This is a genomic window from Luteimonas sp. RIT-PG2_3 (genome assembly GCF_054902115.1).
The window spans coordinates 404,469-422,580 of the sequence record NZ_JBUBPF010000002.1 but is presented as its reverse complement, the minus strand read 5'-3'; the positions used below and the strand labels follow the sequence as shown (position 1 = coordinate 422,580).

Annotated in this window: 16 protein-coding genes and 1 tRNA gene; 11 read left to right on the top strand and 6 right to left on the bottom strand. The window is 67.3% G+C overall.

The window, feature by feature from the left end:
- Positions 1 to 89: 89 nt before the first annotated feature.
- From ACYX7E_RS04675 to ACYX7E_RS04655, 5 genes are all read left to right on the top strand, one after another.
- Entirely contained in the window at positions 90 to 215 is a 126-nt protein-coding gene (locus tag ACYX7E_RS04675; protein ID WP_462079397.1) for a hypothetical protein, read from the top strand.
- A 419-nt stretch (positions 216 to 634) separates the two neighbouring features.
- Positions 635 to 703: transfer RNA gene (locus tag ACYX7E_RS04670), tRNA-OTHER, on the top strand.
- A gap of 937 nt (positions 704 to 1,640) precedes the next feature.
- Positions 1,641 to 2,762 (top strand): slipin family protein, encoded by a 1,122-nt coding sequence (locus tag ACYX7E_RS04665; protein ID WP_462079396.1) that lies wholly within the window; start codon positions 1,641 to 1,643, stop codon positions 2,760 to 2,762.
- 84 nt (positions 2,763 to 2,846) lie between these two features.
- Complete coding sequence (locus tag ACYX7E_RS04660; protein ID WP_462079395.1) at positions 2,847 to 4,070, top strand: RtcB family protein; 1,224 nt, start codon at positions 2,847 to 2,849, stop codon at positions 4,068 to 4,070.
- Between the two features lie 217 nt (positions 4,071 to 4,287).
- Complete coding sequence (locus ACYX7E_RS04655; protein ID WP_462079470.1) at positions 4,288 to 4,839, top strand: DUF3016 domain-containing protein; 552 nt, start codon at positions 4,288 to 4,290, stop codon at positions 4,837 to 4,839.
- Positions 4,840 to 4,947: 108 nt separating this feature from the next.
- On the opposite strand, the gene ACYX7E_RS04650 is transcribed toward ACYX7E_RS04655, so the two are convergent.
- Complete coding sequence (locus ACYX7E_RS04650; protein ID WP_462079394.1) at positions 4,948 to 6,951, bottom strand: BCCT family transporter; 2,004 nt, start codon at positions 6,949 to 6,951, stop codon at positions 4,948 to 4,950.
- Positions 6,952 to 7,574: 623 nt separating this feature from the next.
- Here ACYX7E_RS04650 and ACYX7E_RS04645 point away from each other — a divergent pair.
- Entirely contained in the window at positions 7,575 to 7,859 is a 285-nt protein-coding gene (locus ACYX7E_RS04645) for a DUF4031 domain-containing protein (protein ID WP_462079393.1), read from the top strand.
- Between the two features lie 84 nt (positions 7,860 to 7,943).
- Complete coding sequence (locus ACYX7E_RS04640) at positions 7,944 to 8,726, top strand: class I SAM-dependent methyltransferase (protein WP_462079392.1); 783 nt, start codon at positions 7,944 to 7,946, stop codon at positions 8,724 to 8,726.
- Between the two features lie 133 nt (positions 8,727 to 8,859).
- Here ACYX7E_RS04640 and ACYX7E_RS04635 read toward each other — a convergent pair whose 3' ends face one another.
- The 3 genes from ACYX7E_RS04635 to ACYX7E_RS04625 form a co-directional block, all read right to left on the bottom strand.
- Positions 8,860 to 9,372, bottom strand: coding sequence for a hypothetical protein (locus tag ACYX7E_RS04635; protein WP_462079391.1), 513 nt, complete (start codon positions 9,370 to 9,372; stop codon positions 8,860 to 8,862).
- Between the two features lie 472 nt (positions 9,373 to 9,844).
- Positions 9,845 to 11,014, bottom strand: a complete 1,170-nt coding sequence (locus ACYX7E_RS04630; RefSeq protein ID WP_462079390.1) for a YncE family protein — start codon at positions 11,012 to 11,014, stop codon at positions 9,845 to 9,847.
- A gap of 309 nt (positions 11,015 to 11,323) precedes the next feature.
- Entirely contained in the window at positions 11,324 to 11,884 is a 561-nt protein-coding gene (locus tag ACYX7E_RS04625) for a TlpA family protein disulfide reductase (RefSeq protein WP_462079389.1), read from the bottom strand.
- A gap of 234 nt (positions 11,885 to 12,118) precedes the next feature.
- Here ACYX7E_RS04625 and rlmF point away from each other — a divergent pair, with 234 nt between their 5' ends.
- On the top strand, positions 12,119 to 13,204 hold the full coding sequence (gene rlmF, locus ACYX7E_RS04620; RefSeq protein ID WP_462079388.1) for a 23S rRNA (adenine(1618)-N(6))-methyltransferase RlmF: 1,086 nt from the start codon (positions 12,119 to 12,121) through the stop codon (positions 13,202 to 13,204).
- Here the strand turns inward: rlmF and ACYX7E_RS04615 are convergent.
- Positions 13,123 to 14,442 (bottom strand): putative bifunctional diguanylate cyclase/phosphodiesterase, encoded by a 1,320-nt coding sequence (locus tag ACYX7E_RS04615; protein WP_462079387.1) that lies wholly within the window; start codon positions 14,440 to 14,442, stop codon positions 13,123 to 13,125. The genes rlmF and ACYX7E_RS04615 overlap by 82 nt on opposite strands.
- A gap of 187 nt (positions 14,443 to 14,629) precedes the next feature.
- Positions 14,630 to 15,490, bottom strand: a complete 861-nt coding sequence (locus ACYX7E_RS04610) for an amidohydrolase family protein (RefSeq protein ID WP_462079386.1) — start codon at positions 15,488 to 15,490, stop codon at positions 14,630 to 14,632.
- 168 nt (positions 15,491 to 15,658) lie between these two features.
- Here ACYX7E_RS04610 and ACYX7E_RS04605 point away from each other — a divergent pair, with 168 nt between their 5' ends.
- The 3 genes from ACYX7E_RS04605 to ACYX7E_RS04595 are packed head-to-tail and all read left to right on the top strand — an operon-like array spanning position 15,659 to position 17,963.
- Positions 15,659 to 16,216 (top strand): DUF1190 domain-containing protein, encoded by a 558-nt coding sequence (locus ACYX7E_RS04605; protein ID WP_462079385.1) that lies wholly within the window; start codon positions 15,659 to 15,661, stop codon positions 16,214 to 16,216.
- A gap of 4 nt (positions 16,217 to 16,220) precedes the next feature.
- A complete protein-coding gene (locus ACYX7E_RS04600) occupies positions 16,221 to 17,432 on the top strand; it encodes a glutathionylspermidine synthase family protein (protein ID WP_462079384.1) in 1,212 nt (403 codons plus the stop codon).
- Positions 17,433 to 17,459: 27 nt separating this feature from the next.
- Positions 17,460 to 17,963: a GNAT family N-acetyltransferase gene (locus ACYX7E_RS04595; protein WP_462079383.1), complete on the top strand. Its 504-nt coding sequence runs from the start codon at positions 17,460 to 17,462 to the stop codon at positions 17,961 to 17,963.
- Positions 17,964 to 18,112 lie beyond the last annotated feature (149 nt).

The following is an 18,112-nucleotide window of genomic DNA, read 5'->3' as shown; positions in this document are numbered from 1 at the left end:
CACAAAACACTTGCAAGCGATAATCCATGCGAGTAAGGTGCGCGCCTTCGTCCTGTCGACGAACCACTGACACCAAGACGTCCATCGCCATGAAAGCCCTGTCCTCCATTGCCAAGCCCTGCATGTCGCGCGAAAGCCGCGATGCGGACGCGCGCGCGCATGCGGGCCACGGTGCATTTCCATACCGGCTTCTGGCAAACGACGCCACCGCCTGATCTTCATGTCCTGGAGATCGGCAACCCCGATCTCCGAGGAACGCGAACGCCCTCGGTCCAATGCCGGGGGCTTTTTTTTCGCGTCCGCAAAGGAAATGGATGGCAACCTGCCCGACCAGGGCAGGCCGATCAGAGCGTGCAATCTCGTTGACCGGACATAATTTCCGCCCTGAAGCACCCGGCGCATGCGTCGAGGCAATGGATGACAGGCCGTCGTGCTTCGGCGCGGGTGACGTGGGCAACGATATTGCTTGAAGGCGCGCATGCGCCCACCCCCGAATTGCCGGCGCCGTATCTGCGGCGTCGACAATCCGCAGTATCCAGTGCAACGGTCGCCATGGCGTGGAATCGTCTTCCACCCGGTGCGCGCGGCGCTGCCGTGGCGTATGCCGCGATCGCGACACGGGTGCTGCGCGAAAGGACGCAAGCTCAGCGGCGAGCAGCGGCGCAAGCCGAAGGCCACCGGTTCGAATCCGGTACGTCCACCACTGGATAGCTCAGTTGGGTAGAGCATCGATGTCGCTTTCACAGGCGCATCGACTGTCGCGGGTTCGAATCCCGCTCCACACATGACCTGTCACGTCATGACACCGGGGCGAAAGCCCTTCCACAGGAAACGCCCCGCGCGGGGCCCGGTCGCCGATGCCGTTTGCGGCAGACGCGGACCCCGCAGCGGCGACAACACCGGATCGCGACCCTCGAGGCACGCGGATCGGCCTGCAACGACGACGCGCCGGCGGCACTGCCGCCACGCGCGACGTCGACAAGGGCGCGATCGGCCACCGACAGCACGCAGGTTCCGTGTCGACGACGCCAGGGGCGGATCCATCTTGATTGCACGACACGACGGCAAGCCACCACAGGGCCACGTACGCGACGCATGCCATCGCACTGCACGGCCACACGCCGGCCGTCGATCGACGGCAGCGAATCGTGTCAGTTATTCGTGTCAGTTATTCGTGGCAGTTGATCGCGGGCAGTCGATCGACAGGCAGGACGCACGGACGCGACCCAAAAGCGCGCATGCGGAGATCGAAGCGGACAGACAGCGCAGACGATGCGGGGCAGAAGAGCCTGCACGTCCGTGTGCAGGAAATACCACACTGGCGAATCCTTCACCGGACTCTGCGGATCCGTGCGCAGACCAGGGAATCATCGCCCAGCGCGAAGTGAAGAATCGGTGACGGGCATCCTGATTTGGAGATCCCGACCGCAAAACAGCAAAAACACGCGCGACCCGATCCGGCGCGTGTCGACCGGGGGCATTCCAGATGCCCCCACCTGAAACCGGATCGCACCACCCGCCGGGACCGCCCGACGCCATCGCAGTGCGATGACGGGCCCACCCGGACAGCCATACCGCGCCATTGATGGCGCACGGCCTCCGCGCACTCGCGGCGGCCGCCACCCAAGGAGTTCATCCACATGTCCCTGTTCAAGCGAATCATCGTCGGCGACGGCGAGCGCGCCCTGATGTATCGCAATCGCCGCTTCGTCGGCGTGCTCGCCCCCGGCATCCACGTCCAGCTCGACCCGCTGCAACGGATCGAGGTCCGGATCTTCAACATCGCATCGCCCGAGTACGCCGGCCACGATGTCGACATGCTGATCGCGCGCCTCGGCACGGCCTTGGGCGACACTTTCGTGCACGCCGACATCGGCGTCGACGAGGTCGGTCTGGTGCTCAAGCACGGCAAGCTCGAAGACGTGCTGCCTCCGGGTTCGCGTCGCCTGTACTGGATCGGACTGGTCCAGGTGCAGGTCCGCAAGGTCACGCTGGCCGACACGCTGGCGATCGATGCCGCGGTCGCGCGCCGGCTGCGCCAGTTGGGCCTGTTGTCGAAGGTCGCCGCGTCCGCCGAGGTCCCGGCCGAATCGGCCGGATTGCTGTTCGTCGACGGCAGGCTGCTGCAGACGCTGGCGCCCGGCATGCACGCGTTCTGGAACTTCCAGAAGAATGTCGCGATCGAGGTCGTGGACCTGCGCGTGCAGTCGGTCGAGGTCTCTGGCCAGGAGTTGCTGACGCGCGATAAGGTCTCGTTGCTCGTCAATCTGGCCGCGAGCATGCGGGTCACCGATCCGGTGGCGGCGCGCACGCACGTGGCCAAGTCCGGCGACTACCTGTACCGCGAGTTGCAGTACGGCCTGCGCAAGGCGATCTCGGCCAAGACGCTGGACGAACTGCTGGGCGACAAGGCTTCGCTGGATGCGGACATCTTCGCCTACGTGCGCGGCACGGTCTCGGGCTTCGGCATCGAGGTGATGGGCGTCGGCGTCAAGGACGTGATCCTGCCGGGCGAGATGAAGGAGATCCTCAACGGCGTGGTGCAGGCGGAAAAGTCGGCGCAGGCCAACGTGATCCGTCGTCGCGAGGAAGCCAACGCCACGCGTTCGCTGCTCAACACTGCCAGGCTGATCGAGGAAAGCCCGGTACTGATGCGGCTCAAGGAGCTGGAGGCGCTGGAGAAGGTCACCGAGAAGATCGACAAGCTCACCGTGTTCGGCGGCCTGGATGGCGTGCTGAAGCAACTGGTGACGATGAAGTAGGCAGGCCCTGCGCGGGGATGGAGTCCGCGCGCAGGGCCGCAAGGAATCCACAACGAGAGCATCCGAGATGCATCCGGAGTCATCATGAACACACAACAGAATTTCGAACTGCTGCACGCCGAGGGCAGCCGCACGCCGATCAAGGGCTGGGTGCGCGGCGTGCCACTGGAGCCGCAGGCGCACGAACAGCTGCGCAACATCGCCGCGATCCCGTTCGTCGGGCCGTGGGTCGCGGTCATGCCCGACGTCCACCTGGGCAAGGGCGCGACCGTCGGCTCGGTGATCCCGACCCGGGGCGCCATCATCCCGGCCGCGGTCGGCGTCGACATCGGCTGCGGCATGGCCGCGGTGCGCACCACGCTGCGCGCCTCGGACCTGCCCGACAGCCTGGCGCAACTGCGCTCGAGCATCGAGCGCAGCGTGCCGGTCGGCAATGGCCGTGGGGGCGAGCATCACAAGCTGCCCGACAGCATCGGCACGCGCATCGCCCAGTCCGGGCTGGTGCAGCGGCTGGACGCGATCAAGGCCAGGCATCGCCGCATCCGCACCGACAAGCTCGCCAGCCAGATCGGCACGCTCGGCGGCGGCAACCACTTCATCGAGATCTGTCTCGATGAGTCCGATGCCGTCTGGGTCATGCTGCACAGCGGCTCGCGTGGCACCGGCAACCTGATCGGCAGCTACTTCATCGAGCAGGCGCGTGAGCAACTGGCGCACCGCGTGCTCGGCTTCCACCTGCCGGACAAGGACCTGGCGTTCTTCATGGAAGGCGAGCCGCTGTTCGACGACTACGTCGAGGCCGTCTCGTGGGCGCAGGACTACGCCCGCGAGAACCGCGAGGCGATGATGACGCGGGTGCTTGCGGAAATGCGTCATCGCCTGCCGCGCTTCCAGCTGGAAAAGCTGGCGGTGAATTGCCATCACAACTACGTGCAGAAGGAAACGCACGCAGGCGAGGAGCTACTGGTCACCCGCAAGGGCGCGGTCAGCGCGCGCAGCGGCGAGCTCGGGATCATCCCTGGCAGCATGGGCGCGAAGAGCTTCATCGTGCGCGGCCTGGGCAATGGCGACAGCTTCCACAGCTGCAGCCACGGCGCCGGCCGCGTGATGAGCCGCACCGCGGCGCGCCAGCAGATCACGCTGGCGCAGCACCGCGAGGCCACCGCGCATGTCGAATGCCGCAAGGACGCGGCGGTCATCGACGAGTCGCCGGCGGCCTACAAGTCGATCGAGGCGGTCATGGTCGCGCAGACCGACCTGGTCGAGGTCCTCCACACACTGCGCCAGGTGGTCTGCGTCAAGGGCTGACACGGCGCCGACACCCGCCTTTCCTGGGCGGAGCCGGACGCCCGGATGCCGCAGGTCCGCCCCCGGGCGCCGTTCATCGTGGGCGGCGCCCTTTTTGCGATGCATTAAGCTGCGGGGGCAGACAATCCTGTTGTTCCCTACCTGCCACCCGGAGACGGACATGTCACGCTTCTCCCGCTTTGCCTCCTCGCTCGCCCGACCGGCGCGCGTCGCACCGATGATCGCGGCCGTGTTCGCGGCCTGCCTGCTGGCCACCTCGGCCGTCTCGGCCAAGCCCCGCAACGTCACCGATCCCGACATCCCGCGCGCCCTGCCCGGCGACAGCGCCGTGTCCGTCGACTGGACCGATCCGGCACAGTTCACCGAACTGCGCTTCAGCGGCAACCGCTGGGAATCGCAGCGCGGCAACTGGGTCGTGCAACTGGCCGAGCACCTGCGCGACACCGCGGAGAAGCGCCTGCCTGCCGGCGACCGCCTGGAAGTGAACATCACGGACATCGCCCGCGCCGGTCATTACGAGCCGGCCGGCATGCGCATGGATTCGATCCGGATCATGCGCGACATCTATCCGCCGCGCATGGAACTCGCGTTCCGTCATATCGACGCCAATGGCCGCGTGGTGTCGGAAGGTCAGCGCAAGCTGCGCGATTCGATGTACCTGAGCAACAGCTCGATCATCGGCAGCAACGACACGCTGCGCTACGAGAAGCGGCTGATCGATGATTGGGTGCGTCGCGAGTTCACAGCACCGGCGACGGCAAGCCGCTGACACGCCGCCGACCTGCACCGGGGACTGATGTCCCCCACCTCGCGCAACAGTAGGTATCAACGCAACGGCCGGGCTCTCCCGGCCGTTCTGCCATCCGGGTGGCGGCGATCAACGCACCACGTCGAGGAAGTGCATGTGGCGCTGGTACTGGTCCAGCACGTCGTGGATCAGCTCGTCCTTGCGCCAGCCCATGACGTCGTAGTCCTGCCCGCCCTCGCGCAGGTGCACCTCGGCGCGGAAGTAGCGGTCGTCGTCGCTACGCTTGCGGCGCGGGTCGTCGAACATGAAGGTCGGCGGCTCGTAGGCCTGCGGGCGCACCGAGTAGAAGAAGTCCATCTCCTCGCCATGCCCCACCTGCAGCCAGGCGCGGCCATCCTCGCCGCCCTGCACCTGCACCTGCAATCCGCGCTTGCCCAGCTCGGCGGCCACTTCGGCCAGTGCCGGCGTGACCTGCTGCTGCAGGAACGCCAGTACCTCGCGCCGCTGCGGATGATGGGTCAGCGCCCGCAACCGCGCGCGCCAGTCGCCGCCACCGGCGCCCGAGGGCATCACCCGAGCATCGCGCAGGCTGCTGCGCTTGACCATCTCCAGCCGCATCGCGCGCAGCGTGCCCCAGCACATCAGGATCATGACGATGGTGAACGGCAAGGCGCTGGCGATCGTCGCCGCCTGCAGGGCGGCCAGGCCGCCGGCGATCAGCAGCGCGATCGCCACCGCGCCGACCAGCAACGCCCAGAAGATCCGCTGCCAGACCGGCGACTCGTCCTCCCCCTTCGAGGACAGCATGTCGATGACCAGCGCGCCGGAGTCGGCCGAGGTCACGAAGAAGATCACCACCAGCGCGGTCGCCAGCAGCGACGTCGCGCCGGACATCGGCAGGTATTCCAGGAACCGGAACAGCGCCACCGAACTGTCGGCGGCCACAGCCTCGACCAGTTCCCCGGCCCCCTGCGCCAGCACCAGGTGCAGCGCGGTATTGCCGTAGATCGTCATCCACAGGAAGGTGAAGCCCAGTGGCACCAGCAGCACGCCGACGACGAACTCGCGGATGCTGCGGCCGCGCGAGATGCGCGCGATGAACATGCCCACGAACGGCGACCACGCGATCCACCAGCCCCAGTAGAACAGCGTCCAGCCGCCGATCCAGCCCGAGGGCTCGTAGGCATACAGGTTGAACGTCATCGCGAACACGTTGGAGATGTACATGCCGGTGTTCTGCACGAACGCCTGCAGCAGGTGCACGGTCGGCCCCATGACCAGCACGAACGCGAGCAGCACCACCGCGAGGATCATGTTGAGCTCGGACAGGCGACGCACGCCGCGATCGAGCCCGCTGAATACCGAACCGGTCGCGATCAGCGTGATGACGATGATCAGCACGACCTGGGTCGTAGTGCCGACGGCGACGCCGAACAGGTAGTTCAAGCCAGCATTGATCTGGATGACACCCAATCCCAGCGATGTCGCCAGGCCGAAGATCGTCCCCAGCACCGCGAAGGTGTCGACCGCGTGGCCGATCGGCCCATGGATGCGCTCGCCGATCAGCGGATACAGCGACGAGCGGATCCGCAGCGGCAGGCCGTGGCGGTACGCGAAGTACGCCAGCGACAGCGCCACCACCGCATAGATCGCCCAGGCGTGGATGCCCCAGTGGAAGAAGGTGATGCGCATCGCCTGGCGCGCCGCCGCGATCGTGGCTGGATCGCCGACCGGCGGGTCGGCGTAATGCATGATCGGTTCGGCGACACCGAAGAACATCAGGCCGATGCCCATGCCGGCGGCGAACAGCATCGCGAACCAGGTCGCGTAGTTGTAGTCGGGCGTGCTGTGGTCGGGCCCGAGTTTCAGGCGACCGAAGCCGCTGGCCGCGATGCCGATGATGAAGACCAGGAATCCCGCGACCGCCAACACGGTGAACCAGCCGGCATCGTCGGCCACCCAGGTCTTGGCCGCACTGAACGCGGCTTCGGTGGCCTGCGGCGCCGCGAACGACAGCGCCAGCATCGCCAGGATGATCAGCGCGGACGGATAGAACACCGGGCCCAGGATGCGTGAGTGCCAGCGCTCCGGAGGCGCTGCAGTGACCGCGTGATGCGATGCGGGATCGTTCATGTGGTTTCCTCATGACGGGCGTCCGGTGACGCGACGAAGAGTGCCGCAGGGCCGGTGACGCCCAGGTGGAACTTGGATGGGGCATGGCATGGCATCGCGATGTCGGTGAGGCCCTGCGGCAGACCCGGGGACGGGCGTAGACGGCAGGGCATGCGCTGCGGCCATCGCAGCGCGGCATGCCTGATGGGCGGCATGCGTGATGGCTGGCATTCGTAATGAAGCGGCGGGAATGACGTGGGCCACTCGTCGGCAGGCGCGCCATCCGATCACGACGATGGACGTCACGCCTATCGCATGACGGGGGCGGCTTCTAGGCCGCATCGCCTGTCCGGCATCCCGCCGAAGCATCGGCGTATCGGGCGTTTTTCTCGGGACAAGCGCGCCATTCTAGCGTTTTTGCTGCAGTGCCGCAAATTCGCCAAGCCTGTGCCGGTGTTTCGGCAAGGTCGCTGTAGCGCCTTCCAGCGGGCAAACCCGCACGGCGACTGCGCGCACACGGCAACGCCAGCCCAGTCATCCGTCCCTCGCACGCGCCCGCTGCACGCATGCGCGTCCTGCTGCGTGCAGCGATCCACGTGGCGATATCATGCTGGCTCCCCCTTCTGCTGGATCCCGCGCCCACGATGGCTGTGTATGTCGACGATGCCGTGCATCCCTGGCGTGGCAAGCGCTGGGCGCACCTGATGGCCGACACGCTGGAGGAACTGCATGCCTTCGCCGACCGACTGGGCATCCCGCGACGCGCCTTCCAGGACAAGACCAGCGGCGCCCATTACGACGTCACCGCCGAACTGCGCGAACATGCGCTGCAACTGGGCGCCACGCCGATCTCGCGCCACGACGACCGCGAGCAGATGCGCCGGGTGATCCGCCAGGCCAAGGCCCAGGGGCGTCGCGAGGCCGTCTAGTCGACACGCTTACACGAACGGCTGCATTCCGTCACAGAAGCAGACTGGCCAACCACTCATTCCGCTTCGAAAGGAGACCGCGACATGGCATCCATCCACGACAGCGCGAGCGACGGTTATGCACAGGGTGCCGGCACCTATGTGCGCGGGCGTCCCGACTATCCGCCGGAGACCACGCAATGGCTGCGCGAGGTCGTCGGCCTGGCGCCCGGACGCCGCGTCGTCGACCTCGGGGCGGGTACCGGCAAGTTCATCCCCCGGCTGGCGGTCACCGGCGCGACCGTCATCGCGGTCGAACCGGTCGCGGCGATGCGGACCGAGCTCAGCCGGCTGCATCCCGACATCGACGTCCACGACGGCAGCGCCGATGCCATGCCACTGGCCGATGCCTCGGTCGATGCGGTGGTCTGCGCGCAGGCCTTCCACTGGTTCGCGACCACGGCCGCGCTGGCCGAGATCCGTCGCGTGCTGGTGCCCGGCGGCGTGCTGGCCCTGGTCTGGAACGTCCGCGACACCCGGATGCCCTGGGTCGCGGCCCTGACCGCGATGACCGATGTGCACGAAGGCGATACCCCGCGCCATGCCAGCGGCGCGTGGCGGCGGTTGTTCCCGGCCGACGGCTTCGAGGCGCTGGGCGAACAGACCGTGCGCCACGACCATGTCGGCCCGGCCGACCAGGTCATCGTGCAGCGCACGCTGTCGACCAGTTTCATTGCCGCGCTGCCGGACGCGCAGCGCGTAGAGGTCGAACGCCAGGTGCGCGCCCTGATCGCGGCAACCCCCGCCCTCGCGGATGCCGGCGACGGCGACATCGCGTTCCCCTACCGGACGCAGATGCTGGCGTTCCGCAAGACCGCCGCGGACTGACCATCCATGCGATGCCTTGCGATCAAACAACGCGCCAGGAGTCATCGCCGCGGAACATCGAATCATGGCCGATCGTGCCAGTACGGCGCGCCATGATCGGACCGTCAGGCGCGCCGGCAGCCATGCTGTGCGATCACGCCCCCGCCACCGGAGATGACGCGGAATGTGCGGGATTGGGAACCAGTCCGTAACGATCGATTCCCCAGAGCACGATCCATCCCAGCAACGTGCCTGCCAGGCCATATCCGGCATCGGTCGAATCAGGTGTATTGATGAAAGGGATGAAGCCTTCATAGACGACGTTGCACAGCGCGATCGCCAGGCCCAACAACACCACCGGCTTCCTCTTCACGCCCGTCATCAACCATTGGTAGCCGATCGCGGTGTACAGCAGGTAGGAGATCGAGAAGTTGGAGACATGCGTGTAGAACGTGGGAGCGTGGTCCAGAATCAGCGACAGCTTGAACAGGTCCATCGAGCGCCCCAGGAACAGCGCAAACACCAGCCCCAGCACCAAAAGATAGGCAAGCCCCGCCCAGGGCCGGGGAACCCGTTGGTAGATCGGCGTCTTCTTCCACTTCGATATCACGACCTGCCTCTCCCTATCCGTCGCGCCCGGCCGCGTGCGCTGCCGCAGCACAGCCATCCTGACACAGCACGCCAGGTGACCAAGATGACGAGCCCGCACAGGCCCCGGGCACGCGGCAAAATGGACGGCGTTGGCCTCACCCGCGCCAGCGGTTCTTCCAGGGATATGCGGAACTGCACCCGCTGCCGCTGCGCCGCGTGTATCGGGAGACGCTGTGGGGCATCCCGTTCTTCCTGCTGGCGCACCTTGGTGGTGCCTTCCTGGTGCCGGCGACGGCGCCGGGCGCCGGACTGGTATCGATGCTCTGCTGAGCACTGCGTTGAAGGCCCGGAAACCTGCGGTCATCACGTCCGGGATACCCGCTCCACGCCTGCGCGGCGCTTGATACGCGCAGCATCTTCCTGAAAAATTTGCGGCCTGCCGGGGGTACCCGGCAAGCCAACCGTGGCGTCATGTGGCCATGTGATCACGCAGCCCCGACCCGAGCCGCTAGACGGTACTGTCCCGTTGCAGGTCCAGCCCGCCGATATCAGAGCGCGATGCGCGCAACGCTTTCCTGCGCGGTCTCCGGATCCTGCTCACCGTTCTTGATGCTGACGTACAGCACGTTGCGCTTGCTGTCGAAGGCCAGGCTGTTCGGGTGCGTCGGCAGGTCGATGACATTCAGTTCGGCGTAGCTGTCGCTGTCGTAGACAGTGACCTTGCCGGCGCTGCGGTTGGTCACGTACAGGCGCGAACGCGGCGCATCCAGCAGCAGGCCCAGCGGACCGTCCTGGGTCGGGATGCTGTGGACTTCGGCACCGGTGTCGGCGTCGAGCACCAGCACGCGGTTGCCCGGATGCTTGGACGCGAAGCCCGGGATCGAGTCCGCCTGGTAGTCGCGGATCATCGCCAGGCCCTGGTCGGTTGCGAACAGGCGCTTGCTGTCGGCGTGGTGCACCAGGTTCATCGGCTGCTCGGCCGTGGTCTGGTGGCGCTTGGTCACTTCCAGCGTACCGGTATCGACCACCACGACCTCACCCAGCAGGTTCGAGGTGAACACGCGCTTGCCCGCCGCATCCAGGAACAGGCCCGGCGCCTTGTGCTTGCCGAGGCCTTCGACGGTCTTGATGACCTCCAGCTTGTCGGTGTCGACGACGAACAGCACGCTGCCTTCCTGCGAATGGCCGGTGACGTACAGGCGCTTGGCGACCGGATCGACGACCAGTTCGCGCAGGTCGTGCGTATAGGATTCGCGGCCGTCCTTGCCCTTGGTCTTCTGCTGCAGCTGCACCAGGCCGACGGCCTGGTTGGTGGCGATGTCGACCACGGTAACCGAGGTGTCGACGGTGTTGCCGACATAGAGGCGGCCATTGGCATCGTCGAGCACCACGCCGAAGCCCTTGCGCTCGAGCGGGATCTCGGCCTTGATCGCCAGCGTCTCCGGATCCAGGCGCAGCACGCGCGAGGGCTCGGACTGCTCGCCGAAGCCGCCGGACGAGGCAACGAACAATGCGTCCTGCGACGGGCTGTAGGCCAGCTCGTAGAGACCGCGCGCCAGCGCGACGCGCTGCGCCTGCGGCGCAGTGGCTTCCGCAGCAACGGCGGCGGGGGCGGCGGCATCGGCGGGGGCCGCAGCCGGCTCCTGCTTGCAGGCGGACAGGCCAACAGACAGCCCGAGGACGAGGAGTGCGCTGATCGCACTGGTGCGTGTTTTCATGAGAATTCCTGACAGTGAACGAAGGAAGGTTGCGTCTTTCGCTGGCACTGACGAATCCGGGAAACGCTGGTCACGGAAACACGACAGGTCCGCAATCACAAGGATCGGGAACGGGCTGGCAAGCCGCGCAATCTAGCAGTTGCGCCCCGCTTTGGCGATGGTGGACACGGCAACGGCCGCTGATCCTTGCGCCCGCCGCCCAGCTTCACTGCAGACGTGGCGACAGCCTGCAGCTGGCGCGGGTCCGGGCAGGTCTGGACGGTCCCTGGTTGCGGACGCGCGTGGCTTGGCTCACGCCAGCCGATCTCGTCAACCTTCGATAGCGCCAGGGAGCGATACCGCTCCGGTGGCCGCGGGCGGTCGCGGCTCGGCCAACATCTCGTTGACTACCTCGATCAAACGCGGCAGCGATGCCTCCGAATATCCACGATGGACGTAAGCCAACTCACCCGCCCTGTCGATAATGTAGACCACCGGCACTGCGGTCACGCCGTAGGCGTCCGAGATGGCGCCATCGGCATCATGCGTCAGCGTCACCGACAGATCCTTGAAACCGCGCCGCAGGGCGCGATAGGTTCGCAGCGGTTCCTGGAAGTTGACCACCACCACATCCAGACTGTGGCGTCCTACTTGCTGCTGGAAGTTCTCCAGCACGGGCAACAGCTTGCGGCAGTAGCCGCACCATGAGGCCCAGAAACTCACGATCACCACGTTGCCCCGAAGCGCGCTGACACGCACTTCCTCGCCCTGAGACGAGGTGCCGAGCAGGTCTGGAGGCGCATCCCCGATCTCCGGCTCAGCATGCGCCATGCCCGCGATGGCAAATAACAGGATCGCCAGCAGCGCCGGTCTCCATCCGTGTGACGTCATTGCATCCCCCTGTGGCCATGGCTGCCGCAAACCGGGCAGGCCTGCGGGACAAACGACTGGACGCTCAGCGAGCGCACGGCTATGGATCGCACGCGTGGACGAACGTTCCACCGCTTCACGATGCAAGTCAAGGCCGCCTGCCATCGCCCCCGCCGGCGCGATGTCGGGGCGTCGGGGACGACCTCGCGGCGGCGAAAGCTCGCCGTCCAGACCGCGATCGCGTCTAATCCTTCCATGGCACCCCCACCCGAATCCTCTGGCAAGACCCGCCCTGGGCCGTCGCCAAGACCAGCCGCACGCGTCGCGCTGCATCCGCGAAACCGTCACCAGGGCCGCTACGACTTCGCGCGCCTGGTGGCGGCCAGCCCGGCGCTCGCGGGCTTCCTGATCGCCACGCCCGGCGGCGAGACAAGCATCGATTTCGCCGATCCGGCGGCGGTACGCGCGCTCAACCGCGCCTTGCTCGCATTCGACTACGGCATCGCCCATTGGGACATCCCCGACGGCTACCTGTGCCCACCGATCCCCGGCCGCGCCGACTACCTGCACGGCCTCGCCGACCTGCTGGCCGATGGCGACGGCACCGCCATCCCGCTCGGAGCCGCGGTGCGCGTGCTCGACATCGGCGTCGGCGCCAACGCGATCTATCCCCTGCTCGGCCATGCCGAATACGGCTGGCACTTCGTCGGCACCGACATCGACGCCGAGGCCCTGCAATCCGCCGCCGCGATCGTACAGGCGAACGGACTGGGGCAAGCGATCGAACTACGCCAGCAGCACGCGCGCGGCAAGTTGTTCGCAGGCGTGCTGCAGGCCGGGGACCGCTTCGACCTCAGCCTCTGCAATCCGCCCTTCCACGCCTCCGCCAAGGACGCCGCCCGCGGCAGCCAACGCAAGCTGCGCAATCTCGCCGGTGGCGACGCACCGCCGAACCGCCGCAAGGCCGCGGCGCCGGCGTTGAACTTCGGCGGCCAGGCCAATGAGCTGTGGTGCACCGGCGGTGAAGCCTCGTTCCTGCGCCGGATGATCCGCGAGAGTGCCGACATCCCGCACCAGGTGCGCTGGTTCAGCAGCCTGGTCGCGAAATCCGAACACCTGGCCGACCTGCACACGCAACTGCGCAAGGCCGGCGCGCGCGACGTCCGCGAAGTGCCGATGGCGCAGGGCAACAAGCAGAGCCGCTTCATCGCCTGGACGTTCCTGGACGCCGACCAGCGCGCGGCTGCCGCCTCGCGGCATCACGCCACCGGTTGCGCCGGTACGCCGGCGAAGACCAGGCCATCGAAGGCCTCGATCTCCATCGCCTTGCCGAACAGATAGCCCTGGAACAGGTCGCAGCCCTGCGCACGCAGGAACTCGTACTGCTCCTGCTGCTCGATGCCTTCGGCGATGACGTCGATGCCGAGGTCGTGGCCCAGCTGCAACAGGTTGCGGGTGATGCTGGCGGCATGCGCGTCGCGGGTGACCTCGGCGACGAAGGCACGATCGATCTTCAGTTCCGACAGCGGCATCCGGCGCAGGTAGGACAACGACGAATAACCGGTGCCGAAGTCGTCCAGCGACAGCCGCACGCCCGCCGCGTCCAGCGCGTGCATCTTCGCGACCGCCCCGTCCATGTCGTGCAGCAGCACGCTTTCGGTCAGCTCCAGCGTCAGCAGGCCACCGTCGATGCCGCTGCGCTGCAGCGCGTCCAGCACCTGCTCGACGAAATCGGGTTGCCGCAGCTGCAGCGCGCTGACATTGACCGACAGGCGCAACCGGCTCAGTTCCGGGCGCTTGCGCCAGCGGCTCAGTTGTTCGCAGGCGGTGGTCAAGACCCATTGCCCCAGCGGCAGGATGAAACCGGTCTCCTCGGCCGCGCGGACGAACTCGCCCGGCAGCACCAGGCCACGCTTGGGATCGCGCCAGCGCAGCAGCGCCTCGGCGCCGACGATGCGGCCATCGGCATCGATCTGCGGCTGGTAGAACAGCTCGAAGCGACGGCTCGACAGCGCGTCGCGCAGGGCGCGGTGCAGCGCACGATGCGCGGCGCTGTCGCTCTCCTGCAGGTGCATCACCACCAGCAGGCTCAGCACCACGGTGACCAGGTTGATCCAGATGCCGACGCGACGCACCTCGTCGGGAATCGCATGGCGGCCCGGCAGGCCCTCGGGCATCGCCGCGAACACCACGAATGCAGCCAGGAACAGGCACACGCAACCGTAGCGCAGCCACGGCAGTTCGCTGCGGAAGACATGAAAGGCGCAGCCGGCGAGCACCAGCAGGAACAGATGCGTGGTGCGCGGGATGCCGGCCGTCTGCACATCGAGCTGCGCCGAGAACAGGCAGACAAAGAGGAACAGCCCGATGAAGGCCATCCACGCCGACATCCGCACGCGGCCCAGCCGCGCGGTCGCGATGACGGCGATGCCCAGCAGGGCCAGTGCCAGCTCGGTCAGCGCGACGAAGCGCGCGCCGTGCAGGAAGAAGAACGCGCACCAGCCGATGCCGAGTACGAGCATGATGGTGCCGGTGGCCAGCAGCAGCTGCAGCGCACGCCGGTTCCGACGCAGCTCCATGGCGTCGCGTATCCCGCTTCCGTGGACGATCCTGGCGGACGCCTTCAAGTCGCTGCCTCCCTTTCCCCCACGCCGATGGTACCCGTGCAAGGGCTCCGGTGCGCGCCGATGGTCGGCGACGCGAGATTCTCGCGGCGGCGTTGAGGCGAGCAGGGACGGCGCGGCGGTCGATGGCCGCGCCCGCTGCTCAGTCGTCCAGGCCGAACAGCCTGCGCGCGTTGCCGACGCGGATCGCGGTCTTTTCCTCGTCGCTGAGATCCAGGCGCTCCAGCGCCTCCAGTGTCCTGCCGAGCGGGATCTGCGGATAGTCCGAGCCCAGCAGCACCTGACCGATGCCGATGTTGCGCAGCGTCCAGACGAACTCCTCTTCGATCGGCGAGTCGGCGGCCAGCAGCACCGTCGCCGAGAGGTCGAAGTACAGGTTGTCCATGAAGAAGTCGTCGGCCGTACGCGCCAGCGCGAGGATGCTCCAGAAGCGGAAGTTCAAGCCGCCGACATGCGCCAGCACGAAGCGTGTCTTCGGCGCGCGTACCGCGAGGTTGAACAGGCGCTCGCTGTCGCCGGCGATGATGTTGGCGTTGTCGAACAGCACGATCAGGCCCAGCTCGCCGGCCTTGCGCACCAGGGCCAGCACGCGCGGATCGTCGACATCAAACTGCTGCGTATGCGGATGCAGCTTGATGATCCTGACTCCGGCACCTGAAAGGCGCGCCAGTTCGTCCAACGCCGATTGGCCGTCGTAGGGATGCACGATCGCGACCGGCAGCAGGCCGGGCTGCCGGCTTGCCAGCGCCAGCAGCGCATCGTTGTTGCGACGGATCCCGTCGGGCGCCCCCTGGGACGCCTGGTGCGGGCCGCCGAACCACATGCCGGCAAACCCGGCCAGCGTGATGCCGGCCTGGGCGACATCGGCCTCGTAGGCGCGCACCGAGGCCTCGCCGTCGCGCAGGTGGACGTGGACGTCGAAGACCGCGCCATCCACCCCGCCCGCAACCGCGCACGCTGGCGCGCAGGCCAGCATCAGCAACCCCAATGCCATCGACCGCATGTCGAACTCCCGGATCTCGGATCCGCCGATGGTAAAGGACCGCGCGCACCACTCGTTTGTGCAATGCGGCGGCGCGCGCCTGCGTTGCATGCATCGCGACCGCGTCGCATTGGACCGTCCTGGTCGATGCAGGCATCATGGGCGACTGCAAGCGAATGGATAACCGACGTGAAGCGATCAAAAAAGACGGCCCTGGTGTTGATGGGCGCAGCGCCGCTGCTGTTCACCGCATGCCAGCGCGACGAGCCCGTGCAACAGGTGCAGGAAGGCCTGTACACCTCGGTCGAAAGCTGCGGCCAGGCCACCGGCGATGCCGCCAGCTGTCGCGTCGCGTTCGACCAGGCCCAGCAGCAGGCCGCCGACAGCGCGCCGCAGTACGCCAGTCGTGCCGACTGCGAGCAGGATTACTCGGCCGAACAGTGCACCGAGCAGCGCACCTCGACCGGGCAGTCGTTCATCGGGCCGATGATGGCCGGCTTCTTCCTGTCGCGGATGCTGGGTGGTGTGGGTGGCGCGGGCGCGGGCATGGCGCAACAGCAGCAGGCCGCGCCGGCATGGCGCAACAAGGGCGACAGCTGGCTGCGTCCGTCCGGTGCCCCCGGCGCCGCAGCGGGCGCGGGTCGCGCCGGACTGGCGCCGGTGTCGATGACGCCGGACCGCGCGGTCACCGTCAATCGTGGTGGCTTCGGCGCCTCCGGCGGCAACCGCAGCAGCGTCGGCGGCTGATCGCATGCGGCGGGTCCCGATCGTCGAGCGCGGCGACTGGCGCGCGCGCGCCGCCGACAGCGGCTTCCGCTTCCACACCATCGACGGCGAACGCTACTGGGACGAACGCGCCTACTACGCATTCACGCTGCGCCAGATCGAGCACGACCTCGAAGACCCCAGCGCCGAGCTGCACCAGATGGCGATGGCGCTGGTCGACGAGATCGCCGGCAGCGACACCCTGATGCAGCGGCTGGCGATCCCCGACGCGTTCCGCGACTGGATCGCCGATAGCTGGCGTCGACGCGATGGCCATCTCTACGGCCGGCTGGATTTCGCCTACGACGGCCAGGGCCCGGCGAAGCTCTACGAACTCAACTACGACACCCCGACCTCGCTGTTCGAGGCCGCGTTCTTCCAGTGGCAGTGGCTCGAGGACCAGCGCGAATCCGGTCGACTGCCCGCGTATGCCGACCAGTTCAACTCCATCCACGAGGCGCTCGTCGAACGCTTCGGCGAACTGTCGCTGCAGTTGCCGCCGCCGCTGGCATTCGCCGCGGTGCGCGCATCGACCGAAGACCAGGGCACCGTCGAGTACCTGCGCGACTGCGCGGCGCAGGCGGGCCTGCATGGCGCCGCGCTGGCCATCGAAGACATCGGCCTGTCCGAAGACGGCCGCTATACCGACACCGACGACATCGTCATCGGCGCGCTGTTCAAGCTGTATCCGCTGGAGGACCTGTTCGCCGACGACTTCGGCCGCGCCTTGCCCGGATCCGGCCTGCGCCTGCTGGAACCGCCATGGAAGGCGCTGCTGAGCAACAAGGGTGTACTGCCGCTGCTGTGGGAACGCCATCGCGGCCATCCCAACCTGCTGCCGGCCGAGTTCGACGACGGCAGCCCGCTGCCGGCCGGCTGGGTGCGCAAACCCCTGCATTCGCGCGAAGGCGCCAATGTCGCGATGCACATGGCCGACGGCCGCTGGCTCGAAAGCGAAGGGCCGTATCGGGGCCCAAGCATTCGCCAGGCCCTGCATCCGCTGCCGCGCTTCGAGGGTCCTGCGTCACCAGGGCCTGCCCTGGCAGGGCATTACCCGATGGTCGGCAGCTGGATCGTCGGCGACACCGCCTGCGGCATCGGCATCCGCGAAGACGACAGCCCGATCACCCGCGACAGCGCGCGTTTCGTCCCGCACGCGATCGTCGACGAAGACGCGCCAAGCGTGCTGTACGCCTGAGGCGGCGTGCGCGTCCTGGACATGGCCATGATCTCCATGCGACCTGCCACCTCGCAGGACCGTGATGTCCTATTCCATCTGATGCAGTTCTATTTCTTCGAATCCTCCGCGTGGAGCGGCGAGGACGTCGGTGCGGATGGGCACTACGACTGCACGGCCGATGACGTGGCGTCCTCGCTCGCCGGTTCGCCGGGCTGGGCGCACCTGCTGCATGTGGACGGCCAGGTCGCAGGCTTCGTGCTGGTCGACGAAGCGGACTTCGCGGGCACCGCCTATCCCGAACTGGCCGACCTGTTCGTGCTGCCGAAGTATCGGGGCAAGGGGGTCGCTTTCCATGCCGCCACCGCCTTGCTGGCGCCCGCATCCGGTCCCTGGCTGCTCGCCGTGTTCAAGCGCGACCTGCAGGCGTACGCCTACTGGCGGCGCGCACTGCCGCGGCTTGGCGTCGCATTCGAGGAACAGCCCGAGCCGGCGCAGGGAGACTTCCGCTTCTTCCTGCTGAAGACTGCCTCCGCGCACGGCAGGGGCTGAGGCACTCGCTCAGGCGTTCGTGCCTCTGGACCGGGGGACGCGCGCGGCGTTTCCGCGGTTCCGGCGTGCATAAGGGCGCTGCCACCCCATTTTTATATTTGATTTCAATGGCTTGCGAATCTTCCAGCCCATCGCTTGACTCATATTTA